The organism is Burkholderia sp. RF4-BP95 (genome assembly GCF_001521985.1).
Taxonomy (GTDB): domain Bacteria; phylum Pseudomonadota; class Gammaproteobacteria; order Burkholderiales; family Burkholderiaceae; genus Burkholderia; species Burkholderia diffusa.
The window spans coordinates 251329-277825 of sequence record NZ_LOSX01000011.1; the positions used below are offsets into that span (position 1 = coordinate 251329).

General features: G+C 63.1%; 23 protein-coding genes and 1 pseudogene. 4 read left to right on the plus strand and 20 right to left on the minus strand.

The window, feature by feature from the left end; genetic code table 11:
* Positions 1 to 225: 225 nt before the first annotated feature.
* From WS46_RS03725 to WS46_RS03770, 10 genes are all read right to left on the minus strand, one after another.
* Positions 226 to 1146: a LysR family transcriptional regulator gene (locus WS46_RS03725; protein WP_059528594.1), complete on the minus strand. Its 921-nt coding sequence runs from the start codon at positions 1144 to 1146 to the stop codon at positions 226 to 228.
* Positions 1147 to 1374: 228 nt separating this feature from the next.
* Positions 1375 to 1968, minus strand: coding sequence for a hypothetical protein (locus WS46_RS03730; protein WP_059528591.1), 594 nt, complete (start codon positions 1966 to 1968; stop codon positions 1375 to 1377).
* A 202-nt stretch (positions 1969 to 2170) separates the two neighbouring features.
* Positions 2171 to 3559, minus strand: coding sequence for an NCS2 family permease (locus tag WS46_RS03735; protein WP_059528588.1), 1389 nt, complete (start codon positions 3557 to 3559; stop codon positions 2171 to 2173).
* A gap of 625 nt (positions 3560 to 4184) precedes the next feature.
* The gene (locus tag WS46_RS03740; RefSeq protein ID WP_059689333.1) at positions 4185 to 4703 is read right to left on the minus strand and encodes a DUF3455 domain-containing protein; all 519 of its coding nucleotides are present in this window, start codon (positions 4701 to 4703) and stop codon (positions 4185 to 4187) included.
* Between the two features lie 171 nt (positions 4704 to 4874).
* Positions 4875 to 5879, minus strand: a complete 1005-nt coding sequence (locus WS46_RS03745) for an aldo/keto reductase (protein WP_059689334.1) — start codon at positions 5877 to 5879, stop codon at positions 4875 to 4877.
* A gap of 20 nt (positions 5880 to 5899) precedes the next feature.
* The gene (locus WS46_RS03750) at positions 5900 to 7015 is read right to left on the minus strand and encodes an alkene reductase (protein WP_059528565.1); all 1116 of its coding nucleotides are present in this window, start codon (positions 7013 to 7015) and stop codon (positions 5900 to 5902) included.
* A gap of 64 nt (positions 7016 to 7079) precedes the next feature.
* Positions 7080 to 7886, minus strand: coding sequence for a 2,5-didehydrogluconate reductase DkgB (gene dkgB / locus WS46_RS03755; RefSeq protein WP_059689335.1), 807 nt, complete (start codon positions 7884 to 7886; stop codon positions 7080 to 7082).
* A gap of 149 nt (positions 7887 to 8035) precedes the next feature.
* Complete coding sequence (locus WS46_RS03760) at positions 8036 to 8992, minus strand: LLM class oxidoreductase (RefSeq protein ID WP_059689336.1); 957 nt, start codon at positions 8990 to 8992, stop codon at positions 8036 to 8038.
* 16 nt (positions 8993 to 9008) lie between these two features.
* Positions 9009 to 9332: a hypothetical protein gene (locus WS46_RS03765; protein ID WP_059689337.1), complete on the minus strand. Its 324-nt coding sequence runs from the start codon at positions 9330 to 9332 to the stop codon at positions 9009 to 9011.
* Between the two features lie 29 nt (positions 9333 to 9361).
* The gene (locus tag WS46_RS03770) at positions 9362 to 10564 is read right to left on the minus strand and encodes an MFS transporter (RefSeq protein ID WP_059528553.1); all 1203 of its coding nucleotides are present in this window, start codon (positions 10562 to 10564) and stop codon (positions 9362 to 9364) included.
* Between the two features lie 101 nt (positions 10565 to 10665).
* On the opposite strand from WS46_RS03770, the gene WS46_RS03775 reads away from it, so the two are divergent.
* Positions 10666 to 11610, plus strand: a complete 945-nt coding sequence (locus WS46_RS03775; protein ID WP_059689338.1) for a LysR family transcriptional regulator — start codon at positions 10666 to 10668, stop codon at positions 11608 to 11610.
* A gap of 100 nt (positions 11611 to 11710) precedes the next feature.
* Here the strand turns inward: WS46_RS03775 and zwf are convergent, their stop codons facing one another.
* Entirely contained in the window at positions 11711 to 13186 is a 1476-nt protein-coding gene (gene zwf / locus WS46_RS03780) for a glucose-6-phosphate dehydrogenase (RefSeq protein ID WP_059528548.1), read from the minus strand.
* A gap of 202 nt (positions 13187 to 13388) precedes the next feature.
* On the opposite strand from zwf, the gene WS46_RS03785 reads away from it, so the two are divergent.
* Together WS46_RS03785 and WS46_RS03790 are read left to right on the plus strand one after the other, a co-directional pair.
* The gene (locus WS46_RS03785; RefSeq protein WP_059689339.1) at positions 13389 to 13967 is read left to right on the plus strand and encodes a TetR/AcrR family transcriptional regulator; all 579 of its coding nucleotides are present in this window, start codon (positions 13389 to 13391) and stop codon (positions 13965 to 13967) included.
* A 201-nt stretch (positions 13968 to 14168) separates the two neighbouring features.
* On the plus strand, positions 14169 to 15041 hold the full coding sequence (locus WS46_RS03790) for an SDR family NAD(P)-dependent oxidoreductase (RefSeq protein WP_059689340.1): 873 nt from the start codon (positions 14169 to 14171) through the stop codon (positions 15039 to 15041).
* Positions 15042 to 15198: 157 nt separating this feature from the next.
* On the opposite strand, the pseudogene WS46_RS03795 reads toward WS46_RS03790, so the two are convergent.
* The 3 genes and pseudogenes from WS46_RS03795 to WS46_RS33375 form a co-directional block, all read right to left on the minus strand.
* A pseudogene (locus tag WS46_RS03795) lies at positions 15199 to 15574 on the minus strand (transposase); the annotation flags it as partial.
* Positions 15568 to 15696, minus strand: coding sequence for a hypothetical protein (locus tag WS46_RS36345; RefSeq protein WP_257129916.1), 129 nt, complete (start codon positions 15694 to 15696; stop codon positions 15568 to 15570). The gene WS46_RS36345 and the pseudogene WS46_RS03795, both read right to left, overlap by 7 nt.
* A gap of 90 nt (positions 15697 to 15786) precedes the next feature.
* On the minus strand, positions 15787 to 16128 hold the full coding sequence (locus WS46_RS33375; protein WP_082725250.1) for a GntR family transcriptional regulator: 342 nt from the start codon (positions 16126 to 16128) through the stop codon (positions 15787 to 15789).
* A gap of 224 nt (positions 16129 to 16352) precedes the next feature.
* Between WS46_RS33375 and WS46_RS03800 the strand changes: the two genes are divergently transcribed.
* The gene (locus WS46_RS03800) at positions 16353 to 16760 is read left to right on the plus strand and encodes a hypothetical protein (protein ID WP_059689341.1); all 408 of its coding nucleotides are present in this window, start codon (positions 16353 to 16355) and stop codon (positions 16758 to 16760) included.
* A 293-nt stretch (positions 16761 to 17053) separates the two neighbouring features.
* Here the strand turns inward: WS46_RS03800 and WS46_RS03805 are convergent, their stop codons facing one another.
* The 6 genes from WS46_RS03805 to WS46_RS03825 form a co-directional block, all read right to left on the minus strand.
* Positions 17054 to 18730, minus strand: coding sequence for a protease pro-enzyme activation domain-containing protein (locus WS46_RS03805; protein WP_179949119.1), 1677 nt, complete (start codon positions 18728 to 18730; stop codon positions 17054 to 17056).
* Positions 18731 to 19185: 455 nt separating this feature from the next.
* Positions 19186 to 21027 (minus strand): hypothetical protein, encoded by a 1842-nt coding sequence (locus WS46_RS33380; RefSeq protein ID WP_082725252.1) that lies wholly within the window; start codon positions 21025 to 21027, stop codon positions 19186 to 19188.
* 201 nt (positions 21028 to 21228) lie between these two features.
* Entirely contained in the window at positions 21229 to 23412 is a 2184-nt protein-coding gene (locus WS46_RS03810; RefSeq protein ID WP_059689343.1) for an alpha-galactosidase, read from the minus strand.
* Positions 23413 to 23416: 4 nt separating this feature from the next.
* Positions 23417 to 24268 (minus strand): carbohydrate ABC transporter permease, encoded by an 852-nt coding sequence (locus tag WS46_RS03815; RefSeq protein WP_059689344.1) that lies wholly within the window; start codon positions 24266 to 24268, stop codon positions 23417 to 23419.
* On the minus strand, positions 24269 to 25192 hold the full coding sequence (locus WS46_RS03820; RefSeq protein ID WP_082725255.1) for a carbohydrate ABC transporter permease: 924 nt from the start codon (positions 25190 to 25192) through the stop codon (positions 24269 to 24271).
* A 63-nt stretch (positions 25193 to 25255) separates the two neighbouring features.
* A complete protein-coding gene (locus tag WS46_RS03825) occupies positions 25256 to 26494 on the minus strand; it encodes an extracellular solute-binding protein (RefSeq protein ID WP_059689345.1) in 1239 nt (412 codons plus the stop codon).
* Positions 26495 to 26497: the final 3 nt, after the last annotated feature.

Here is a 26497-nt window from a genome sequence, read left to right on the forward strand (position 1 = left end):
TCGGTGACTCCTCGTTTTGTTCGATGGGTGCGCGGTTGTGCCGCGCCGTAAGCCTTCGGTCCGGCGCGGCTTCGCGTCGGACTGTCCGTTTCGCTGCCCGATGCGGGCGCGCGACGTGCGCAAGATTATCAAGACAAAATACCGGCAGGGCGCCTAGGACATGCCCCGATACCGGACCCGACGGCCGCGCATGCCGCGCGCGACCGTTTCAGACGAAGGAACGATTCAACCGAGCGTTTCGTTGACCGCGCGCTGCAGACAGGCGACGAATTGCGACACGGCCGGCGTCGGCAGCAGGTCGCGGCGCGCGATGATCGACAGGTCGAAGCGCGGCATGCTTTCGTCGAGGTCGGCCGTGCGAACCCCGAGCGGCGCCACCATCGCGGCCAGCGGGCGCGTGAAGCAGCCGATCACGTCGGAGCGCGCGACGAGCCCGAGCGTCACCGCGAACGACATCGGCGAGCGCAGCAGGCGCTTCGGCAGCGGCAGCCCGCGCGCCTCGAACATGCCGACCATCACGCTGTGCGGGAATTGCTCGGCCCCGACCGTGACGATCCATTCGGCGTCGAGCAATTCCTCTAACCGGCGCGCGTGCGCGAGCGGGTGGCCTTCGCGCATCACGACGGTGAATTCGGTCGACAGCAGCGGCACCTGCGTGAGATCGCGGTCGAGCGCGGGCACATGGTGCATCGCAGCGATGTCGAGCGTGCCGTTGCGCAATTGCGCGAGCGCGTCCGGCACCGTCACTTCCTCCAGATGCAGGCTCACGTTCGGCATCGACCGGCGGAAGGCGGTGACCGCGTGCGGCAGTGCGGTCAGCGCGATCGACGGCATCGTGCCGACCGCGACCCGTCCGGACATTTCGCCTTTCACCTGCTCGACGGCCTCGACGGTGCGGCGCATGTCGCCGAGCAACTGCTCGGCGCGCGGCAGCAGCGCATGGCCGCACGCGGTCAGCTCGACGCCGCGCACGCTGCGCGCGAGCAGTTCCGCGTTCAGCGCCGTTTCCAGTTCGCGGATCGTATGCGTGATCGCGGGCTGCGTGACGCCGAGTTCGCGCGCGGCGGCGCGCAGGCTCTTGTGATGCGCGGCGGAGACGAACGCCTGGAGCTGCGCGATGTTCAGGTGGTTTCGGATGCGGGTCATCGATCGGTTCGGATCTGGCGGCGGGCGGGGGCGCCGGCGCGAAGATCGATAGGGTAGCGCGCCGCGACGGCGAACGCCGGACGGAACAAAAAACGCGAGGCGAGGTGCGGCATTCTCTCGCCGCGACCGACGGCGAGGCGATCAGGATTGCAGATGACGGTGCGTGACGTTGCCGAGATGCGCCGCGCGACGACACACCGCGTGAAGTGATCGTGGCGGCCCGGTGTGTCAGGCAAGCGCCAGTTCGACGGCCGCGAGCGTGCGGCGGCGGATCCAGCCGCTCGCGAGCCGGATCGCGAGCCAGTACGGCAGAAACAGCAGGCGCGTGCGCGTGCTCGGGCAGTGCACGAAGGTTTCGGTGCGCAGCAGGCGCGTGCCGGACGACAGTCCGACGACCTCGAACCGCAGCACCAGCTTCGCGTCGCGCGGATCGTCGTGCCGGACGAAGGCCGCGGCGTCGTCGATCGTCCGCACGTCGGGCGTCGGGCGCCAGAAGCGTCCGATGAGCCCCAGCGACAGCGACGTGTCGTCGCGATGCAGCAGCGTGAACGTATCGAAGCCGAAGCGTTCGCGTGCGGCTTCGGCGGGGCGGTTGCCCAGCGCACGCGCGATGGCCGCCGGCGATTCGCGCACGGCAAGCAGCGCGTCGATGACCGGATCGGCACGCATGTCGAGCGCGGCCACGGCGTCGATGATGCGCGACGGCGGTGCGTCGATCGGCCGCGATTCATGAACTTCGACGAAGCCGAACGACGGGATGAACGGCGGCTTGCTCGCCGCGGTCCGCGTGTCTGATTCAGAGACGATGCCGAACGGATTCATGGTCGTTCCGGAGGACAAAGTGCGATCGTAGCACCGCGTTCGGACTCGCGGTGCGCCGCGTCGCAACGCCGGCCGCATCGACAAAAAAGGCCCGGAAACGTGCGTTTCCAGGCCGCGAGACCATCGACGACGATGGTGGAGGAGACGGTGTCGTCCCGATGCGCGCCGTCCTTCTGCCGGCGACGTCGCGCACGATGCGCGGTCAGATCGCCCAGCCGCCGAGATAGAACGTGACGAGCACGGCCGCGATGAGCACGGTGCCGACGTTGAGCTTGCGGAATTCGCCGCTCGCGATGCGACCGATCACGAGCGTCGAGAAGCCGAGCATGATGCCGGTCACGATGTTCGCGGTCAGCACGATGAACACCGCGCACACGAGGCCCGACATCGCATCGACCATGTCGTCCATGTGCAGCTTGCTCACGCTGCCGAGCATCAGCAGGCCGACGTACATCAGCGCCGGGGCCGTCGCGTACGACGGCACGAGGCCCGCGAGCGGCGAGAAGAACATCACGACCAGGAACAGCACGCCGACCACCGCGGCCGCGAGGCCCGTCTTCGCACCGGCGGCCACGCCGACGCTGGACTCGATGTAGGCCGCGGCCGGTGCACCGCCGAGGAAGCCGGAGAAGATCGAGCTGATCGAATCGGCGGTCAGCGCGCGGCCGCCGTTGATGATGCGGCCGTTCTCGTCGAGCTGGCCCGCCTGGCCCGCGACCGCGCGGATCGTGCCGGTTGCGTCGAACACGGCGGTCATCACGAGCGCGAGCACGCTCGGCAGCACGGCCATCGACAGCGCGCCCTTGATGTCCATCGCGCCGATCAGCGATGCGTGGCCCGGTGCGCTCAGCGACGGCAGCGCGAAGATGCCGCGATACTTCACGGCCGGATCGAACACGAGGCCGATCAGCGAGATCGCGACCACGACGAGCAGGATGCCGCCGGGCACGCGACGCTTTTCGAGCCCGAAGATCGCGGCCAGGCCGACGACCGACATGATGACCGGGAACGCGGTGATCTGGCCGAGCGAGACCGGCAGGCCGGCGCCCGGATTCTTGATCACGAGGCCGACGTCGTTCGACGCGATCAGCAGCAGGAACAGGCCGATGCCGATCCCGGTGCCGTGCGCGACGCCCGCGGGCAGGTTGCGCAGGATCCACGAACGCACGCCGGTGACCGAGATGCCCGTGAACACGAGGCCCATCAGGAACACGGCGCCGAGCGCGACGCTCGGATGCAGGCCCTTGCCGAGCACGAGGCCGAACGCGGTGAACGCCGTCAGCGAGATCGCGCAGCCGATCGCGATCGGCAGCTTCGCCCACAGGCCCATCAGCAGCGAACCGAAGGCGGTGGTGAGGCAGACCGCGACGAATACCGCGCTCGTGTCGAAGCCGGCCTTGCCGAACATGCCGGGCACGACGAACACGGAATAGACCATCGCGAGGAAAGTGGTCACGCCCGCGACGATTTCGCGACGCTGCGTGCTGCCGCGCGACGAAATGCCGAAGTACCGGTCGATGACTCCCTTGGTGCCGAAGTCCGTTTCTTCCGCGCCGACGCCGACCGTCGGCTGCACCGGGGTATCACTCATGAGCTTGCTCCTTTATCAGCATGCTGAAACGGCCTGTGGCAGGCCGTCGTCAGGGTGTCTCGTATCTGGTTGAAATTATCGGCAGCGTCGTGGGGACGCATCACGCGTGCTTCGTGTCGTCGTCCGCGCGTCGAAGGGCGCGCGTATGCCGCGTCGTACGACGCGTGGCGTGGTCGACCCCGTCACGTGTGCTTTGCCGTAGCGAAGGTTAGGCGAACGGCCCATCACGTCCCATTGGGGGAAGAGCATGCAGCGCATGTCGCAGCGCTTATATCGGCGTGCAACGGGGCTTCGTCGTCGCGGAACGCGTGTATACGCCTAGTTCGAATCCGTTAAGGCGATTATTTGAACGCCGGGGCGGCGGGCAGGGCGGGGGCGGGTGAGGCATCGGGGATTACGAATGTCTTTCATCGAGGCCGCGCAGGTGCGTGAATACGGCCGCGCGTGACGTGCCCCGCCGCCGTGCGCAACGTGAGTCCGGATGATACCGGGGCCGCGCGCGTGACCGGATCGATGACGATGCATGCGTCGGGCATCCGATCGGTAAATGCAGGATAGCTGATCAAATGGACTTGGCCGTGAGCACGCCGACGGCGGCGTCCGCGCTTCGGGATGCCGCCGCGCGTTACTTCAGAAACACGTATCGCGCGAAATACGGAAAGCGGCCGATCGCATGCTCGGTCGCACACGTCGCCTCCGGCGGTGTGCCGCCCACGGTATCGAGCCGCTGGACGAAGCGCACGCCGGCGAGCGTGCCGGTTGCGGCCGGTGTCGCGGCGAGCAGGAGTTGCGGAATGCTGCCCGGGCGCGCGCCGGGCGCTTCCGCGAGCTTCTTGCCGGTGATGCGGCTGCCGTCGAGCGTTTCCCACGACGGCCCCGCGCCGTGCCGGACGACGAGCGCGCCGGTGGCGTCGAACAGCATCGCCTCCGGGCGCTGGAATACCCATGCGAGCCGGTGTCCGGCGTCGTATTCGCATGCGTAGATCTGCACGCCGGTCGCGGTCGTCGACAGCACGGGCAACGCCGGCTGGGGCGGCACGAGACCGGTTGCATCGTCGGCGTAGGCCGGCAAGGTGCAGGCCGCGAACGAAAGGCCGGCCGCGAGAGCCCGCAGCATGTCGCGTGTCGGAAAGCGGCTTGGCATGGCGGGGCGTCCTTTCAGGTCGGGTGACGGTCGTGCGGAGTCGAATGTGTAAACGTTAGGCGGCGATTGCGCAGGCGGCAATTCGGAAATGGCAATCGCGGCGATAGTCGCCGCGATTGCAAGGGAAGGGATGTGCGCGGCCGCTCGTCGCGGCGGTCGCGCGGAAGCGGCTCAGGCCGCGCCGGCCGGCGTCGGAGCGTGTTCCGCGATCAGGCGCTCGGCCTTCAGTGCGTCCCACAGGCTTGCCGGAATCGGCGCCGCCGCGAGCCGCAGGTTCTCGTCGATGCGATCGGGCCGGCTCGCGCCGGGGATCACGGCCGCGACGGCCGGGTGCGCGAGCGAGAACTGCAGCGCCACCGCGCGGACGTCGACGCCGAACTGCTCGCTGATCTGCCGGATGCGCGCGACGCGGCCGAGCATCTCCTGCGTGGCCGGCTGATATTCGAAGTGCGTGCCGCCCGCGAGCACGCCGGAGTTGTACGGGCCGCCGACGATGATGCCGAGGCCGCGCGCCGCGCTTTCCGGCATCAGCCGTTCGAGCGCGCCCGCATGGTCGAGCAGCGTGTAGCGGCCGGCGAGCAGGAAGCCGTCCGGGTCCGAGCGCTCGAGCGCGAGCTCGCACGGCTCGATCCGGTTCACGCCGAGGCCCCAGCCCTTGATGACCTTCTCGTCGCGCAGCCGCGTGAGTGCCTTGGCCGCACCCGACATCGCGACGTCGAACACCTCGAGCCAGCGCTCGCCGTGAAAATCGATCGCCGGATCGTGGATCCACACGGTGTCGAGGCGGTCGGTGCGCAGCCGCGCGAGGCTCGCCTCGATCGAGCGCAGCGTGCCGTCTTCCGTATAGTCGTAGACGACCTTGTTCGGCAGCCCATGGCGGAACAGCCCGCCCTTCTCGCCGAGATCGCGCTGCGACGCGTCCTCGTGCTCGTCGAGCACGAGGCGGCCGACCTTCGTGCCGAGCGAATATTCGTCGCGCGGGCGGCCGGCGAGCGCTTCACCGAGGCGCAGCTCGGCGAGGCCGGCGCCGTACAGCGGCGCCGCGTCGAAGTAGCGGATACCGCTTTCCCAGGCCGCGTCGACGGTCGCCAGCGCTTCCTCGTTCGGGATGTCCCGATACATGTTGCCCAGCGGCGCGGTGCCGAAACCCACGCGGGAAGGGGACGTGATTCTCATGTCGGACTCCTGTCGATCGCTCAGGCCGCGGCCTGCGCGAGCGTCGGATAGTCGGTCAGGCCGCGTGCGCCGCCGCCGAACAGCGTGTTGCGGTCGTGCGGCGTGAGCGCGGCGCCGGTGCGCAGGCGCTCGGGCAGGTCGGGATTCGCGACGAACGGGCGGCCGAAGGCGACGAGGTCGGCCCAGCCGGCCGCGATCGCTTCGCGCGCGCGCTCGGCGGTGTACGCGCCGGCGTAGATCAGCACGCCCGGATACGCGGCGCGCAGCTGCTGCTTGAATTCGACCGGCATCAGCGGCGCGTCGTCCCAGTCGGCTTCCGCGATGTGCAGGTAGCCGACGCCGAGTTCGCCGAGCAGCTTCGCGGCGGCGAGGTAGGTCGTCTCGGGATCGTCGTCGACGCAGCCGTTCAGCGTGGTCAGCGGCGCGAGGCGGATGCCGACGCGCGACGCGTCGCCGGTGCCTTCGATCAGCGCCTGCGCGACTTCGCGCAGGAAGCGCAGCCGGTTTTCGAGCGAGCCGCCGTACGCGTCGGTGCGCGTGTTCGCGTTCGAGTCGATGAACTGGTTCACGAGATAGCCGTTCGCGCCGTGCAGCTCGACGCCGTCGAAGCCGGCTTCGATCGCGTTGCGCGCGGCGGCGCGATATTGATCGACGATCTCGCGGATTTCGTCGACGGACAACGCGCGCGGCTCGGAGGCCTGCACGAAGCCCGGCGTGGTGCCGTCTTCACCGGCGACGAACACGTTCACGCCCTTCGCCTGGAGCGGCGACGACGACACGGGTTGCCGGCCGCCGAGCAGGCTCGTGTGGCTCAGCCGGCCGACGTGCCAGAGCTGCGCGAAGATGCGGCCGTGCGCGGCGTGGACGGCGTCCGTCACCTTGCGCCAGCCGGCGACCTGCGACGGCGTGTGGATGCCGGGCGTCCATGCGTAGCCCTTGCCGAGCGGCGCGATGTAGGTGCCTTCGCTGACGATCAGGCCCGCGCTCGCGCGCTGCGCGTAATACGCGGCCATCAGTTCGTTGGCTTCGTCGCCGGGCTGGCTGGCGCGCGAACGCGTCATCGGCGGCATCACGATGCGGTTCGGCAGTGTCAGCGAACCGAATTGCAGCGGTTGGAAAAGCGGGTCCTGGGTCATGATGGATTCCTGTCGGTGCCGCGGCCGGCTGGCCGCGGACGGTTCGATTGAGGGGGCGGTGCGTTCAGTCCCACGTCGGCGCGAGGCCGACCGGGTCGACTTCGCGGCCGTTGCGCTCGAGCGCGGCGATCTGCGCCATGTCCTCGTCGGTCAGGCGCAGCGTCTGCGCGAGCAGGTTGCTTGCGAGGTTTTCGCGCTTCGTCGACGACGGGATCACCGAGTAGCCGAGCTGCAGCGCCCAGGCCAGCGCGACCTGCGCCGGCGTCGCGTCGTGACGTTGCGCGATCGCGCCGATCACCGGGTCGCCGAGCACCTTGCCGTATGCGAGCGTCATGTACGACGTCACGTGGATGCCTTCGCCGTTCAGGAACTCGACCAGCTTGCGGTTCTGCAGGTACGGGCTCAGTTCGATCTGGTTCGTCGCGATCGCATCCTTGCCGACCACCGCGATCGCTTCCTTCGTCAGTTCGATGTTGAAGTTCGAGATGCCGATCCGGCGTGTGAGGCCCTTTGCCTTCGCGTCGGCGAGCGCGGTCATGAACGTCTCGACCGACACGCCGCTCTCCGGAGCCGGCCAGTGGATCAGCGTCAGGTCGACGTGGTCGGTGCGCAGCTTGCGCAGGCTTTCCTCGAGGCTGGCGACCAGTTTTTCCGGCGCGTAGTTGTCGACCCAGATCTTCGTCGTGAGGAACAGGTCTTCGCGGCGCACGCCCGATGCGGCGATCGCTTCGCCGACTTCGGCTTCGTTGCCGTAGATCTGCGCGGTGTCGATCGCGCGATAGCCGACTTCGAGGCCGTTGCGGACCGAGTCGATGACAACCTGGCCTTGCAGGCGGAAGGTGCCGAGGCCGAATGCGGGAATGTTGCTCATCTTGTGTTCCTGGAAGAGGTGGGCCGATTGCGGTATGGAAGTCATTCTGGCGTCCTGGACTGATGAGATAAACGCCTCTAGAGGTCAAAAATATTTGATTTGAAGTCAAATATCGGTCGTGGATCCGGCTGGCTGGCGGCGTGCCGGCCTCAGGCGGTGCCCGCCAGCGCGGTCGCAGCGGCATTCGCATGGAATGCCGGCAGCACGTCCGACGCGATTTCGGCCATCGTCTCGTCGAGCGGGCGGCGGTTGCGGCGGAAATGCAGGCCGATGTGCTGCACGCCGGCGTCGCGCATCGCCGCGAGTTCCTCCGTCAGCGCGATGCGTCCGGCGCGCGCGCCGAAGCGGTGCCGTTGCAGCGGCTCGTGCGGATCGTCCGCGAGGTCGAGGTGGATGAAGCTCACGTACGGCTTGTCGCCGGCCACCGCGCGCCAGTTCGCGACGCGCTGCACGTGATCGGCCGGCGTGCCCGGATACGCGAGGCAGCCGTCCATGTGCTCGCCGATCCAGGCGGGCGTTTGCTGCGCGAGACCGGCGACGAGCAGCGGCACCGGCGAGCGCGCGGCGGGCAGCACGTCGAGGCCGGGCGGCAGATGCGCACGCGCGCCGTCGCGCAGCAGCGCGATCTGGTCGCGGAAGTTCGCGCCGCGCGACGCGAAGTCGCGGCCGAACAGCGGATATTCGACCGGCCGGTCGCCGCTCGCGACGCCGAGCAGCAGGCGTCCCCGGCTGAGTTCCTGGATCGTCGCGGCCGATTTCAGCGTGAGCAGCGGTTCGCGCAGCGGCAGCACGACGGCCGCCGTGCCGAGCAGGATGTCGCGCGTGATGCCGGCGAGGTAGCCGAGATACGAGAAGGTCTCGAACACCTGCGCGGCGTCGCCGAACGACGGGTCGTACACCGGCACGTCGCGCACCCAGAGCGCGCGGAAGCCGAGCGTGTCGGCCAGTTGCGCGAGCTCCGCGTGGATTTCCAGGTCGGGCACGCCGGGGCGGCGGCCGTCATGCTGGCGCTTCGCGTCGCCGGCCGGCGACCAGTCGTTGTCGAGCGGCAGTTCGATGCCGATGCTGAAGCCGCCGTCGGCGAGCGTGTCGAGTGAAGTGGACATGGTCGGGCGTCTCCGTTCAGATGGCGCGCAGGCTGCCTGCGAGCCGGTAGAAGTCGAGCGACGACGCGGTGAAGAACGCGCGCGACGTGCCGGCGGCGAAATCGTCGAGGTGCACGACCGTCGCGCGGTCGGCTTCCTGCCACGAGATCGCGTAGGTCTCGCCGGCGACGTGCTGCCACGTGAAGGCGACTTCGCCCGTCGCGCCGGCGTACGCGCCTTCGGTGATCTCGTAGCGCATGTGGAGGCCGTCCTCGTCATATGCGTTGAGGGCGGTGAGGCCGTCGTAACGGACTTCGAAAGTCTTGCCGGCGAACGGCGGACGTCGGGTCGATGCGTTCATGCTGGGCGGCTCCTGCAAACAAGTGACGTTCAATGGGCGAGTTCGACGGGTTCGGCCGTGCGTTCGGGCAGGCCCTGGCCGCGGTCGAGGCGGCCGCTCAGCGCGGTCAGCGCGAACGCGCCGAGCGTGACGACGGCGGCGATCCACGGCGTATGGCCGAGACCGACGTTCGCGACGATCAGGCCGCCGAGCGACGAGCCGCCGGCGACGCCGAGGTTGAACGCGGCGATGTTGAAGCCCGATGCGACGTCGGTGGCGTCCGGCGCGAAGTGGCGCGCCTGCTTGACGACGTACACCTGCAGGCCCGGCACGTTGCCGAATGCGACGGCGCCCCACGCGAGCATCGTCAGCACCGCGAGCCACTTCACGTGCACCGTGAAGGTCAGTGCGAGCAGCACGATCGCGAGCAGCAGGAAGATCTGCTTGAGCGCCTTGACCGGGCCGACGCGGTCGGCGAGCTTGCCGCCCCACACGTTGCCGAACGCGACCGACACGCCGTAGCCGACGAGCACGAGGCTGACCTGCGACGGCGTGAAGCCGGCGATCTGTTCGAGCAGCGGCGCCATGTAGGTGAACGCGATCAGCGAGCCGCCGTAGCCGACCGCCGTCATCGCATAGACGAGCAGCAGGCGCGGCTGGGCCAGCACGCGGAACTGGCGGGCGAGCGGCGCCGGCGGCGTCCGCGGGAGGCCTCGCGGCACGAAGGCAACCGCGCCGAGGAACGCGACGAGGCCGAACAGCGCGACGATCAGGAACGTCGCGCGCCAGCCGAAGTGCTGGCCGATGAAGGTGCCGAGCGGAATGCCGGCCACGAACGCGACGGTCATGCCGCTGAACATCGTCGCGATCGCGCTGGCGGCCTTGTCCTTCGGCACGAGCGTGGTCGCGATGATCGAGCCGACCGAGAAGAACACGCCGTGCGCGAGCCCGGTGAGCACGCGCGCGACGATCAGCGATTCGTAGCCGGGTGCCTGCCAGGCGACGAGGTTGCCGATGGTGAACAGCGCCATCAGCGCGGCGAGCAGCGTCTTGCGCGGCACGCGGCCGGTGAGCGCGGTGAGGAGCGGCGCGCCGATCGCGACGCTCAGCGCGTAGAGGCTGACGAGCAGGCCGGCCGACGGCAGGCTGACGCCGAGATCGGCGCCGATCGTCGGGATCAGCCCGACGATCACGAATTCGGTCGTGCCGATGGCAAAGGCGCTGATGGTCAGCGCAAGCAGGGCGAGTGGCATGGCGGGATCCAGGTTCCAGTAAGAATGGATCGCAGTGTGCCGCCTTTACTTTTGCGGAAAAACTGGTCTATAAACCAAATTGTTTTGATTTAAGGTCAACAATGAAAATCACGCTCGACGAACTCCAGGCCTTTGCCGCCGTGGTCGACACCGGGTCGATCACCGCCGCCGCGCAGCAGCTCGACGTCACCGTGTCGGCGGCGAGCCGCACGCTTGCGCGGCTCGAGGAGAAGCTGAAGACCACGCTGCTGCGCCGGACCACGCGCCGGCTCGAACTGACCGAAGAAGGGCGCGCGTTCCTGCAGGATGCGCGCGCGATCATCGAATCGGTCGAGAACGCCGAGGAGCAGATGCTCGCGCGGCGCGAGATGCCGTCGGGGCGGCTGCGCGTCGATGCCGCGACGCCGTTCATGCTGCACGTGATCGTGCCGCTCGTGCGCGGCTACCGCGAACGCTTCCCGAAAGTCGAGCTGGAGCTGAACAGCAACGAGGGGATCATCGACCTGCTCGAGCGGCGCACCGACGTCGCGATCCGGATCGGCCGCCTGAAGGATTCGACGCTGCACAGCCGGCGGATCGGCAACAGCCGGCTGCGCATCCTCGCGAGCCCCGCGTACATCGAAGCGCACGGCCAGCCGCGCAAGGTGGAGGATCTCGCCAAGCACACGCTGCTCGGCTTCACGCAGCCCGAATCGCTGAACGTATGGCCGATCCTCGGCGCGGACGGCGAGCCGAGCCGCATCGAGCCCGGCATCTGGTCGTCGAGCGGCGAGACGCTGCGGCAGCTCGCGCTGGAGGGAGCGGGCATGGTGTGCCTGTCGGATTTCATGACCGCGCAGGACCGCGAGGCCGGCCGGCTCGTGCAGGTGCTCGCACGGCAGACGCTCGAAGTCGAACAGCCGATCAACGCGGTGTATTACCGGAACACCGCGATCTCGTCGCGGATCGCGTCGTTCGTCGATTACATGATCGAAGTGCTGGGCGGCGGGAGCAGCGGCAGCGATGCGCCGACGCGGCGCAAGGCTGCCTGGATGGGGCCGCTGTAACGGCGGCGCGCCGGAAGGGAAGCGCGGGGGCGGCGGTGGGCCGGGTGTGATCCGGCGTGCCGCACGGCGCTTGCGCCGCGGGCACGCCGTCGTGCAGCGCTTACGCTTCCTCGGACCACGACATGTTGTCGCGCGCCAGCAGCGCCGACGATGCCGCCGGTCCGAACGTGCCCGCGGTGTAGAGCCGCGGGCGATCGCCGAGCTGCTTCCAGCCGTCGAGGATCGGCTCGACCCACGACCACGCGGCCTCGAGTTCGTCGCGGCGCATGAAGTGCGTGAGGCGCCCGCGGATCACGTCGATCAGCAGTCGCTCGTACGCTTCCGCTCGCCGTTCCGGAATCGCCTGCTGCAGGTCGAGGTTCAGGCTCACCGGCACCATCTTCATCCCGCTGCCCGGCTCTTTCGCGAGCATCTGCAACTGGATCGACTCTTCCGGCTGGAGCTGGATCACGAGGCGGTTGCTGTAGTGGCGCGGGCCGCTCGGGATGATCGAGAACGGCATGTCCGCGAATTCGATCACGATTTCCGACTGGCGGCGCTGCAGCCGCTTGCCGGTGCGCAGGAAGAACGGCACGTTCGCCCAGCGCCAGTTGTTGATGTGCGCGCGCAGCGCGACGAAGGTCTCCGCGTGGCTGTCCGCCGGCACGTTGTCTTCCTCTAGATAGCCCTTGACCGGCTGACCGTCGACCGCGCCGGCCGTGTACTGGCCGCGCACCGTGTCGCGCGCGACGTCCGACAGCGCCATCGGCCGCAGCGAGCGCAGCACCTTCAGCTTCTCGTCGCGCACGGCGTCCGGGTCGAGCGACACCGGCGGCTCCATCGCGACGATGCACAGCAGTTGCAGCAGGTGGTTCTGCACCATGTCGCGCAGCGCGCCGGTATGGTCGTAGAAGCCCGCGCGGCTGCCGACGCCGACCGTCTCCGCCACCGTGATCTGCACGCTGCGGATGCTCGGCGCCTGCCACAGCGGCCCGAAGATCGGGTTGCCGAAGCGCAGCACCATCAGGTTCTGCACGGTTTCCTTGCCGAGGTAATGGTCGATCCGGTAGATCTGCGATTCCGCGAAATGCTTGCCGACCGCGTCGTTGATCGCCTGCGCCGACGCGAGATCGTGGCCGAGCGGCTTTTCGAGGACGACGCGCGAGCGCGCGTCGACGAGGTGCGCGGCCGACAGGTTGTCGCAGATCGTCGTGAACAGCTCCGGCGACGTCGACAGGTAGAACACGCGGATCGCATCGCCGCGCGCGGCGTCGGCGAGGCGCGCGTAGTCTTCCGGCGCGTTCACGTCGATCAGCACGTACTTGAACAGGTCGAGGAAACGGGCCCATGCGTCGGCGTCGAACGCCTTGTCGTCGATGAACGGGCGCGATTGCTCGTCCATGAACTTGCGATAGCCGTCGATGCCCCAGTCGCGCCGGCCGACCGCGATGATGCGCGTCTCCGGCGGCAGGTTGCAGTGCAGGTGCGCCATGTACAGCGCGGGCAACAGCTTGCGGGCGGCCAGGTCGCCGCCGCCGCCGAAGATGATCATGTCGACGGGCTGGTCGGCTTCGGTCTGGTTGGGCTTATTCGTCATGAGTGGATCGCGGTCTGAAGCGGTGTGAGCGTGGAACGAACGTCGAAGCGCCGGGCGCCGGTGCGTTGGCGCGCCAGTACGTGAAAACGCTAATAGTGCACGCTTTTGATCGATTGCGTATGTGTTCCCGTGTTGTAACGGGACTTGCATCGCACGCATGCCGTGATTATGATTGAGCGCTCACTCATTAAAGGAATCGAACGTGGCCCGACCGCGCAGTCCCGACAAGCACGACGCCATCCTCGCCGCCGCCGCCCGCGCGCTCGCGGAGGACGGCGCGAGCGCGACCACCGCGCGCATCGCGCGGCTCGCCGGCGTCGCGGAAGGCACGGTGTTTACCTATTTCGAGACCAAGGATGCGCTGCTGAATGCGCTGTACCTGAGCCTGAAGGCCGAGATGCGCGAGGCGATGATGACCGGGTTTCCGGAGCATGCGCCGGCCGAACAGGCGATGCGGCATGCGTGGAACGGCTACGTGTCGTGGGGCGTCGCGAACCCGGACGGGCGTCGCGCGCTGCGGCAGCTCGGCGTGAGCGGCCGCATCGACGACGCGCATCGCGCGGCCGGGGCCGAAGGGTTCGGCGCGATCGGCTCGCTGCTGCGCGCGCAAGTTGCCGCGGCGGGCGGGCTGAAGGCCGACGATGCGCACGCGTTCTGCGCGGCGCTGTTCACGTCGATCGCGGAGACGGCGATGGAATCGATCGCGCGCGATCCGGCGCTGGCCGACGAATATCGGGAGGCCGGGTTTCGTGCGCTGTGGGCCGTGTTGCACGCGGTCTGAGCAAACGGCCCGCCCGGCGGGCTGCGCGGCGGACAGCGGGAGGCGGATGATCGGCGGCGCGTTCGGATCGGGCGCGTGTCCGCCGCGACGGAAGGCGGTTTCAGGCAGGGCGACGCACGGTGAAAACCATCGTGTCAGCGCCCATATTAATGAGTGAGTAATCATTCATTTTGTGGTTTCAACCTTGTCGAGGAGTGGAAAATGTCGAAAGTCTGGTTGGTAACAGGGGCCGCGCGCGGCCTGGGGCGTGCGATCGCGGAAGCGGTGCTGGCGGCGGGCGATCGTCTGGTGGCCGGTGCGCGCGATCCCGCGCGGCTCGCGGATCTGGAGGAGCGGTACGGCGACCGGCTGCTGCCGATCGAACTCGACGTGACCGACGCCGCCGAGGCCGCGCATGCGGTGGCGGCGGCGCGCGACGCGTTCGGCCGCATCGACGTGCTGGTGAACAACGCGGGCTACGGCCATACGGCGCCGTTCGAGCAGATGGCCGCCGACGCTTTCCGCGACCAGATCGAAACGAACCTGTTCGGCGTGGTCAACATGACGCGCGCGGTGCTGCCGACGATGCGTGCGCAGCGCGCGGGCCACATCTTCCAGGTGTCGTCGGTCGGCGGGCGCACGGCGACGGCCGGCCTGTCCGCGTATCAGGCCGCGAAGTGGGCGGTCGGCGGGTTCAGCGACGTGCTGTCGAAGGAAGTCGCGCCGTTCGGCGTGCGCGTGTGCACGCTGGAGCCGGGCGGGATGCGCACCGAATGGGCGGCGCAGGCGAAGCGCGAGGTCGACGGCTTGCTGCCCGACTACCAGCCGTCGGTCGGGAAGATTCTCGAATTGCTCGGCGCGTATGGCGGCCACGAGGTCGGCGACCCCGCACGGATCGCGGCGCTGATCGTCGAGCTGTCGCGTCGCGACGACGTGCCGATGCGTCTGCTGCTCGGCGGCGATGCGCTGTTCGTGTGCGAGCAGGCGGAAGCGCAGCGGGCGGAGGAGGCGGCGCGGTGGCGCGATGCGACGCTGTCGACGATGTTCCCGGACGCGAAGCTCCCGGACACGACGGCGTTGAAGGCGCTCAAATGAGCGCGGCCGCATACCGCTCGCGCGACGATGCGGGCCGTGCGTGACGGCAGGTCCGATGCGAGTGCCCGGATCTTCGGAAAGCGGCCGCCGCGTCGGGGCGCGATGCATGTCGCTTTCGGTTGGATGTGGATGACCTGCGGCGGGATTTTGCAGCCAGTTAAGCAGCGAGTCGCATGTCGATATCATCGGATTCCAGCCAGGCTTGACCGACCTTGGCCGGAGGTTGGTATCGATGTGCGCCATGTCGCCGTCGCTCGTTGTAAAACTGGCGCCGCTGCTCGATGAGCGCCCTGGTTTCGGTGCGGCTGCGGAACCATTCGCGATTCAGCAACGCGTCGCACAGCTTGCCATTGAAGCTTTCGACGAAGCCGTTTTGCCACGGGCGGCCGGGCGTGACGAAGGCCGGGCAGATAGACGCATCGCGCAACCAACGCATGACGCGGGCGGCAGTAAATTCCGCGCCGTAGTACATGCAGAATGAACGCCGGCTTGCCGTACAGCCGCATCAACCTCGACAGCACCGGAATCACGTCGGCGGTAGAACGTTCGCTATGCGATGATGTGCCGCTTGCTCAGATCTTTTGCCGCCATCTTCGCGGCTCTCGGCTTCCCGCGGAATGCGGATGATCTGTTCGTCGGTGTGTCTCTTCTTCATCGAGTTCTCCTTGCCTCCAGGATAAGAGGATTCACTTGCCGTCTGGTTATACGATCCGTCCCGGATCGAGCGCTTACCTTGTTCATTCCCCTACTTCGTCCATACGCTCGATTTATGCAACATCGCACATTCAATGACGAACGTCCCGCGACGAGCGCAGCCTTTTGTCAGCCCACGTCGAGCAAGTTCGCGGTACGCGGCATATACCGTGTTCAGATGAAAGCCCAATATTTCCGCGATCGCCCGCTGCGTTGGAAGCTTGTCGCCGGGTTTGAAATGGCCCGAACGAATAGCCTCTTCAATTTGGTCAGCAATTGCGTTCGCAACATGCCCCCGGATGCTGGCGAAGTCGGGATGCCAGTCAGTGGCGCTCGCGAGAGTCGAATGCGATCGTGCGCATCGAAATGACGTATCGTAATAATGTGGCTGCATCGTTGCTCCAGAGATGTATCACCTCGTTCTCAGGTCCATGGTTGCGGTAATCAATGCTTGCCCCGGCTCATGAAAATGTGAACACCGCCAATTGGTTGAAAATAGAAAATTCACACATCTCCGATCAAATTTCCGAGTTTTCCAGAACGGCACATGTCGGGATATGTACCCGTCATCACGAGATTGTCGTCTATTAAGTGATACTAATCTGTACAATAGCGCGCATGAACGCGCTCTCGACCCGGATCATCTCCGTCGCACTCTTCGCGGCGTTGTGCGCGACGGCCACCTATTGGGTTGTCACGCTGTCGGCCCGCGAGGCGCCGCTGCCCGCCGCCGCCGCACGGCCCCCGATCCGTACCGAGCGCGCCGCGGCGCTGTTCGGCGGCCAGCTCGAGCGCAATCCCGTGCAGGACATCCACCTGTTCGGTATCCTTGCGCTCGAGCGCGGCGCCGCCGCGATCGTCGGCGGCGGCGAACCGCCGCGCGCTGTGCCGCTCGGCGCCGAGGTCTCGCCCGGCACGAAGCTCGCCGAAGTCCGCCCGCGTTCGATCGTCGTCGACCGCAACAGCACCCGCGCCGAAATCTTCCTGCCCGCGAACACGCCGTCGCCGGCGACCCATGTTCGTTAAGCGCCGTAACGTACCGCCCGCGCCAGCCCGCCGGTGCGGCGCGGGCGTCACTACATCATGTCGTTCTGCTCGACGATTGGCCGCATCACGGCCAGCGAGATCACGAGCACAATGCCGCCCTGACCTTACCCCGCTGCAAGCTCCCGGCCATCCCGTCTCGAGTTGCGCTGAAGGTTATCGAAGTATCGTGTTCGCTAGTCGCGAACAGGTGGACAGGTGAACACGAACCTGTTTCCTCCAACGTGCTCAAGAGTCCGTTGCGAACGAACTCTTGAGCCACGGGCTGCCGTCGATCAATGCTGATTGCTCGATGTCGTGAAGCCCGGCGTGTTGGTGATAAAGTCGTTCGCTCTCTGAATGTCGAAACTACCCCAGCCCGTCGCACTGTCTCGACCCACCACCGCGGTGTAGTAACCGTTGTTGCCGGTGGTCACATCGTGAAAGGGGAAGGTACTGGCATAGGTATAGAGAGCAGGTGCTGCGAAACCCAATCCGTTGTTATGTGCCGACTCCAGACGTGCCCAAGCGCCGACGAACAGCGGCGAGGCCAGGCTGGTACCTCCGTTGGTGTAATAACCGGAGCTGGAAACGCCTTGCTTGACCATATCGGGACTTGTGGTGAGATAGAAAGACATGGGCGAGTTGGTCCAGTCCGCGTCGAAGGCGAGATCCGGCAATCGCCGATAGGAACCCGGCGCGCTATTCGTTTGCCAGCTCGGCATTTTCGTGTACTGGCTGACGCCTCCCCCGCTATATGGCCAGGTCGATTCCGAGAGGTAGGCATCGTCCGCGCTGGTATTCAAGGTGGTGCCGCCAACCGCTACCACATACGCCGAACTGGCGGGGTATTGCACCGAGAGCGTCGTACCGTACGCCCCATTTGGAGCCGACCCGCCGCAATCGTACGCACCGTGGTCGCCACTTGCGACCGCAAAGGTCTGCCCTTGGGTAACGCCAAGCTGGAATGCCGCATCTGCCCACCCGTTGGTACCCGTTTCGCATTCTCCCCAGGACAAGTTGATGACCTTTGCGGTGTTGTCGCTTACCGCGCGGTTGATGGCGGTCAGCAGGTTAGCGTTAGTGCTGTCGGCCGCGGCATAGAAAGTCAGTTTCTTTACGCCGCCGCTGATGCCGACGATAGCTTGCGCGTCCATCGCCCATTCGGCCTGCATGCTGTCGTCGTTGCTCGGGTTGCCAATCGACACCACGGCGGTGGGCACCGCGTTAATGTTCTTGTCGGTTTCGAATTGCTCCAGATCCTTCACCGCATTGGCCATGCTTCCCCAACCAACGATCGCTACCTCGGTATTCGAGGCGGTCGGCGTGTTACCGGCGTTGTAAACCGTGGCGAATTCCTGCGGGTAGTAGTAGTGGGCGCCAGAGGCGGTTATTCCGTAGGCAGGATTGGCTGCCTTTAAGGGCTCGGAGACAGGCCGCGAATTGGTGTGTGGCCGATCCAGCGTTTGCAGGCCAAGCACGTACTCGACCTGGTCACTCAGCGCTGACGGCACCTGGATATCGAGTGTGTTGGCGATACCCGAACGTCCGTTGCGAGTGAAATGTCCGATTTCAGTGCGAAACGCACGCCGCGCCGAACCGACTGTGCCGTAGGCCGATACGATCAGGCGGTTATCGGCAATCTGTATGTTGGTAAAGCCCATCTGAAACAGGTAGTCCGCGACTGCCTGGGCCTGTTGCGGCGTAGGTGCGAATTTTGCAGTGCTTTCCTTGCTGCTCATCCATTTGTGGTAGTAAGGGCTGCCGGAATGAAATAGTTCTCTTGTATATTGATCCAGAAAATCCTTGTTTTGAAGTTTCAGGGCGACCACGATGGACACCGGTTCTTGATCCGGCGCAGAGCCGTCAAAAATCGCACCGACGGTGTTATGGGCATTTGTACGGGTTGTTGTCCATTTGTTGAGATTTTCGCTTTTTATCGGCGCCGCAATTGCTGCTCCTTGCAGACTCATTGCCAACGCAATCGTCAAGGGCCACTGAGAAAATATGCGTATTGCTGGTCTTTTTAAGATTTTCACGATAACTCCATATCGATATGACATGAAATCGAACTAAATATTAATCTCAACAGTTTCGGCAATCAGATGCACCGCGGGCGAGGCAGGTTTCACAAGGTCTTCCAGAAATCATGGTGGCCAGCGAATTTGACCGCAAGCCTGGTCCGTGTCGAGCACACGAAAATACCGCCAAGACGTCGGGGAGAGTCGCGCAGGCAAGCGAAAGTGGCATTGCCGGTGCGCGCAACATCCAATCAGGGATAAGTTGATTCAGGAAGGCATATGTTGTGCGTGAAAATTAGGTTTTGGTACGTTAATTTGGATGCCTAATGGATGTAAAGCTGGCGCGCGATATTTGTCATCACGCGCCGGCTTTATATATCCGAGGCTTGTGAGTAAAGTCAGGATGGTTAAGAGTTGGTGGCGGAAAGAGTGGCTGAGTATGAGCTAACCCTGGCTCCCGTGCCCGTGTAGACCCAGATTCCAATATTGGTGCCGTCCTGGCAGGTGGAAATATTGGTTGCGGTATCGGTCATGACACTCGGGTATGAAACTTGTGACGTTCCGTCTGTAAATGTGGTGGTCAATTTGCAATATTGCATTCCGCTGGGGTTGGAAAACTTCGGTGCCCAATGGAATCCCTGATTAAATGCTACCGTAGATAGATCCGTGACAAATGCAATATCGGTCTGATTTGCTCCGCTTGAATTAATTTTCTGGGTGATGTTAACGTTGATGGTGGTGCTCTTCGCCTTGTTATAAATCGGGATATTACTCACCGTAACGTAATTCCCAGCCGCGAACGAAGACGGAAGACCGCTGAGCGTTGAAAGCACACTGTTCGGCGCATCGTAGTCCACACCAAGAACCTTCGTAATCGTATCGGAGATCATTGCGAAAGCAACTTCCGGATAGGTATTGTTGCCACCGTTAATTTGCCACTTTGCTAATCTCGTCAACCATTTCCATGCCTTGTCAGGCATCTTGGCGTTATAGAATGCGCTTGGCAGATAGGTGTGGTATTCGATTCCCGGGGAGCCGAGATATTTGTTTGCATTGTTGTAGGTGGTCTCCTCATTGGAGTCGATATAGTTGGCTTGATTTTGAAGTTTTGTCGAGTCAGTGATGACGCCCTTGTACAGCGGGAATATGTTCGGCTCTCTGATGTACTGGTTGTCGTAAGTCAGATTGGAATAGTTCGGGGTTGAATTGCTCGAGTATGACGTACCAGGATTTCCTACGAGGCCAACATAAAAGTGATTGGCGGTCGTCGAATACCAGTTCGAGTTGAAATTCTGAAGTAGAGTATTATATTTGCTCGTGGAGTTCTGGGTTGCAAGGCTGGGATATTTTGAAATGGCGCGATAGTAGGCAATCTGGCTTGCCGCCGTATCACCTCCGAGGAGAAGCTTCATGCCGTCAGGTAAAAATTCATTATAGGATGCCGTTTCGCCGTTCTGTGTTCGCGCCATCCGAAATCCATCGGCATTGAAGGAATCTCCGTCTACGCCATTCACATTGCTTTTGGCATTGACGTAGCTGGTCATTTGGGAAATGTAATTCGTGAAATTCTGGCCGAAATATCGGGTGTCGGCCGTAAGTCGATACATATTTGCAATGTTTTCGCCGAGTTCAAACGGTGCAGGCAGTTCGTCTCCTTGTTCGTACGGCAGCCCCATAACGCTGATTGCCCAGTAAGGTGCGTTGACGCCGCCGTTTACGTGTGATTGACTAGCGAATTTGTCGGCCATCGTGTAATTCTGTTCGTAATAGCCGAGATAATAAGCGCCGGTAGCTTGGTGGACGTAATCCCTTGAGTAATAGGCGCACCGATTCCAGAGGCCGGCAAAATAACCCGGCGGCAGCGCGGGATTGGTGTTGGGATTCGGACATGCATACGTTACGTTGTCCGCCAGCTTGTTGTTTTGCCAACTTTGTTGGTTGGCGTCATACAGTGCCGTATAGTTCGTCTGGGTGAAATTCAGTATGCGAGCCTCGGTTACCGCTGCGTTAAAGCCACTCGCCAGGCTCCCCTGATCGGTTGCCGGTGTTGGCTCACTGGATGTCGCCGTCAATTCCGCCATGGCGCTCCCTTCGTAACCGAAAAGCAAGCCACTGATGGACATGGCCAGGATCAATGCGTTCGGCTTAAATCGTGCCGCAAATTTCTTCCTGGAATTAATCGTTTTTACGGTGCTTTCATTGCTGTTTAAAGGCGTGAAGTACTGGCCTCTTTGTGAATTGGCATTCATGTTTCGACTCCTTAAAGGTAAGGGTGGAGCAGCCATGTTCAGGTCAAGACAATCCTAAAAAGTCGTTACATACAACGTAGTACTAAATTATTTTTAGAAGCGTCAAAACGTGAACAAGTAAAACTCAGTAAATTCCATGTCGTCGAGGTGCTGCACAATTAAAGGTGCAACGATCGTATTCTTGATGTGTGCGCGGTTCATTCATGCAGAGTCACCATGTGTCTGCTTGCTACCCCTCCTCTCCGAGGCCGGCGTCATAGAAATCACGACAGCGGATTCAGGCGGCATAGGTGGAAGTGGCAGCCCGAAGCCCTGCAGACTGGAGCCCGAAAGCACGACGCCTTCGTTCTGCATTTTCTCGAGCACTTCCGTCGTTTTGACGAAATGTGGCGCGACAGGTGCGTAGAGCATCTGCACGCGATAGGCGATGTCGCGCCTCAATCCGTTGATCTTGAGCGGTGTGGCGTATCGCGCGTTGTCCTCGCGTAGTCGATAGACCGCCAGAAGTGATGCATTGCTGTCTTCGGCGACGACTTGTATCCACGAGAGCGCCTCTCCGATATGCCCCTGATGGAGGGTTCCAGCATGCAGGATCGACCGCCATTCCTTGTATATGGCAATCCAGCGCACGAGGGATTCGATCTCGTCGGCGGGCATCGCTCGCGGGTCGATCTCCACGCCAAGGTGACCGAAGAGGGCGACCGCAGCCCTGAAAGCAAGCGTGTGCCGGCGGCCGGTCGTGTGGGAGCGGTCGGCTCCAATATGTGCCCCCATGAGCTCTGGGGGAAAGAAACGCAGAAAGCCGCGTTGGATGCTGATGCGCGTGAGTGCGTCATTGGAATCACTCGCCCATACGCGATGCATGCGAGTCAACACGCCGTAATCGGCTCGCCCGCCTCCAGAGGCGCAACTCTCGATTTCGACGTCTGGGAAGGCTGTGCGCAACCGGTCGAGCAACGCATAAAACGCGCGGGTTTGATGCCTGTATGCCGGAAGGCCATGATGGCCCGCCGTGGCGAGATCGCGGTTCATGTCCCACTTGAGAAAGGAAATCGAATGACCGCGCAACAAGGCGCTGATTTTCGTGAAGAGATACTCATGTACGTCCGGATCGGTGAGGTTCAGTACGAGCTGATTGCGTCCGGTCACGAGTGGCCGACCGTCGAGCTGGAGCGCCCAATCCGGGTGGGCGCGATACAGCTCGCTATCCGGATTGACCATTTCGGGTTCGACCCATAGGCCGAATTCCATTCCCAGATCTTGAACGTGATGGATGAGTGGCGTGAGCCCGCGAGGATACTTATCGGCATCGGGCCACCAGTCGCCTAGTCCGGCGCGATCGTTGTCGCGTCGATGGAACCAGCCGTCGTCGAGAACGAAACGTTCGATGCCGATCCGTGCCCCCGCACTCGCCAGTTCCTTGAGATCCTCGAGATCATGGTCGCAATACACGGCTTCCCAAGTATTGAGGATGACTGGCCGAGGTTGCATGGTTTGCCGTGGCCAGCGCAGTACATTCGCCCGAACGAAGCGGTGGAACTGCGCACTCAAGCCATTCAGGCCTTGTTCACTGTATGAAAGAAAGGCGCATGGCGTGCGATAGCGTTCGTTTGGGGCAAGCACGACTTCGCCCGGTGCCAGCCATTCCCCCAGTTGCAGTTGCCGGCGACCGTCGGCCATCGGCTCGATAATGATGGTGTGGTTTCCGCTCCATCCCAGGTGCGCGCCGTATACCGCGCCCGCATCGTCCGCCAGCGACGAGCCGACTATGACTCCCGGAAACGAGTCGTGAGAAGTGCGCCCGCGCCGGTTGTCGCGCCTCCACGTTGCCGAACCAAGGACCTCTCGATCTTCCTGGAATTCCAGCGTCCAGCGGCCCGAGAAGCCTAGTACACGATCTGCTTCTGAAGGCAGAGGTACAGTGGCGGCGGCCAACCAATCAACACGGAATGGGGTTGCGCCGCGGTTCTCCAATTCGGCCCACATCGTTATGACGTCGGATGCGGGATCGATCGAGTAACTGAGGATTACTCCCAGCCCGGCCAGCTCATCGCTCAGCTTCATCGTTACCGCGTGATTGTCGACGCTCATCTCGTCAAGCCGAAAGCGCTGAGCCCAATCACTATCACCGACTTCGCCGGGCCGACTTCCGACGAGTGCCGGTTGATGGAACCAGCCGAAGCCGTGAGTGGAAAACGAGGTGAAGGGTGGATCACCGTCGAGTAGCGTCGGCGGATGCGGTCGCGCGTCGTCTGCACTCCAGGCGATGGTGTGTGGTTCCAATTTCGTGCCGAAATGGCGCCATACAGGAGGCATATCGGCCGATTTCTCCAGCGCGATGCAGAGACTTGAACCAGTCAATTGGATGAGTTTTGTGTCGAACATACGTTTAGCCCTTGGTGGCCCCCATCGTGAGACCCGCGATAAAGTGTCGTTGCCTGAGGAAGAAAATGAGCACGGGCGGGAGGGCCGCAACGAGCGAGCCTGCTGCGACGAGATGCCATTGTGCGACCCACATACCGCTCAATGTTTTCAGTCCTGCCGTGACCGGCATTGCATGGTCACCTTGCACGAGTACCGTGGCCCAGAAGTAGTCGTTCCAGACGAAGGTAAAAACAAGCACGGATATCGCAGCCATCGCCGGCCGCACGAGCGGCAGGACGACTTTGTAGAAAACCTGAAATTCGCTGGCACCGTCCATGCGCGCGGCCTCGATAAGCTCGCGTGGTAGTTCGCGGATGAAATTGCGCATGAAGAACGTACAGAATCCTGTATTGAACGCAATATGAAACAAAATTAGTCCGGGCACGGAGTTATAGAGGCCGAGCCGGAGACTCATGAGGCGTACCGGGATCATCAGAATCTGAAACGGCACGAAATTCCCTGCAAGGAATAGAAAGAAAACAGGTAAATTCAGCCTGAATCGGTAAACGCCGAGCGCAAAGCCGGCCATGCAACTCAGCGCCACGGTGCCGATTACGGACGGAATAGTGATCGAGAAGGTGTTGAAAATATAATGTGCGAGAGGCGTTTCTGAAAAAATTTCACGATAGTTTTCGATAATCCGCCATTGGGTCGGCCAACCCCAGAAATTCCCGGAAAAAATGTCGGCGGGGCCCCGGATCGACGTCAACGCAATCCCGAGCAGCGGCAATAGCCAGACGACGAGCGTGACGGCTACCCCGGCGCGATAGAGCCACTGAGCGGAGCGGCCGGCCTGTGCAATCGGTGTGGGAAACATTCAGGCAACCTCCCTTTCCTGCTTGTAGACGCGAACGAGGACGAAGCCGATGTAGGTCAACATGACGAGAAACAGGATCGTCGCGATGGCGGAGCCGTATCCGACTCGATAGCCGTAATCGCCAAGAGCCTGCTCGTACATGTAATAGGCGAGAACCCGCGATGACCCGTACGGACCGCCTTGGGTCATGATCGACACCATATCGAAGCTGCGTAGTGCGCCGACGACCGTAACAACGATCGCGACGAACGTCGCCGAGCGCAGTTGCGGCAGGACGATGGACCACAGCATTCGCCAGCCGTGAGCGCCTTCGAGACGGGCCGCTTCTATCAGGTCGGAGCGGACGTTCGAGAGTCCCGTCACGTAAAGGATCATGCAGTACGAGATCTGCGGATAGAGTCCGGCGGCCACGATTCCGTAGGTAACGTATCGTTCATCGGAGAGCACGGCCACTGGTGTGATGCCGAACCAATGCAGCACGTGAAACAGAAGACCATTGGACGGATCATAGAACCATCCGAACATGAGCCCGACTACTGCCTGTGAAATCACGAAGGGAAAGAAAAAAAGCGATTTGACGGCCCGCATGCCGAAGATGTTCTGATTAAGTAGAAGTGAAAATAAAAGGCCGGCCGGCACGGCAAGGAGAAAGCACACCAGCCAGATAAAATTGTTCTTGAAGGCGATCCAGAAATTCGGGTCGCCGTAGAGTTCGAGATAGTTTTCGAAGCCGATGAAACGCGGTGTGCTTAACCCGTCCCACGAGTAAAAGCCAAATCCGATTGAGCGGATGATGGGGCCCAGGACATACACCGCGAAAAGCGCGAGCGCGGGTGCAAGAAAGAGCCATGGCGCTGTCACGCGCTGGTGGCGTTCCCAGAATGTCGTGGACGAGAGTCCGGTAGACGTGGCGGTGAAGTGCACGTGACCTCCATTGCCGGGCGGACGCAGTACCGCGCCCACCCTGAAAACGAGTTGATTCGGCGTTTATTTGTAGACGCGCTGACGTACTTGCTCGAGACGGTCAAGTGCTGCGCCGCGCGTGTCAGGCTTCAACATGTACCGCTCGAATGCATCCATGGCAGCCTGAGTCAATTCCGGGGACGAGTCTCGATCGAAGAACTGGGAGAGTCCCTCAGCCTTCGCAATCAGTGCGGCACCTGCCTTCAGGTAAGGGTCACGCGGTGGAGGCGCATCCTGGTTGACCGGTAGCTCGTCAGTTCGCTCACCGTATTTGGCCTGCACGTCAGCTCGCGCCATGTAGGCCAGGAAGCGGCGCGCATCGACCTTGTTTTTCGCATTCGTCGGAATGTGAATCGATTCGATCGGCGCTTCCTCCGCAAGAGGGATCGACGGATCGACGATGGGAAATGGCATGAATCCGAGCTTGTCCGTGCCAAGGCCTGCTTGCTTCATTGGCGCCACCACGAAATTGCCCATCAGGTACATCGCTCCTTTACCTTGGGCAAACAACGCAGCGGCTTCCTGCCATGTATAGGAAGCGTGATTGGCGAGGAAGTAACCTGGCTTGGTCAACTGATCCCAACGATCGAACACCGCTTGCACTCGCGAATCCTTGAAGGAGACCTTGCCTCCTGTCAGGGCCATATGGAATGCAAATCCGTTCACACGTAAATCGAGGTAGTCGAACCAGGCAAGATTCGGCCAGGGCTCCTTGGTGCCGATGACGAACGGCGCGACGCCGTTCGCCTTGAGTTTTGCACACGCATCAAGCAATTCCCGCCAGGTTTTGGGCGGTTCGATGCCCAGCTTGGAAAAAATATCCTTTCGGTAGTAGATACCCCATTGATAGTACGTATAGGGGATGCCCCATTTCTTTCCATTCAGCGTCATTGCGGACGATGCGGATTTGAGCTTGGTGTCGAGATTATTCTTAGTCCAAATGTCGGACACGTCTTCAAAGAGACCTGCTCGCACGAACGGCTCCATCTTGTGCCCTGGGTACCAGTTCACCACGTCGGGGGCGTCGGCAGTCAGGAAGTTTCGGATTGCCGTTTTGTAGGCATCGTGATCGAAACGGTTTACCCGGACCTCAACGTCGGGGTTTTCGGTCTTGAAATCGCTCACGGCCGCATCGAAGGCCGCTTTCACAGCCGGATCGGATGTGTCGGTATTGATGACAAGGGGCGCGGCGTTGGCGTCGAGTACGGTCAATACGATCATCGACAACAATACCGTTTTCAGCAGTTTCCTTCGCGTCTCCATCTG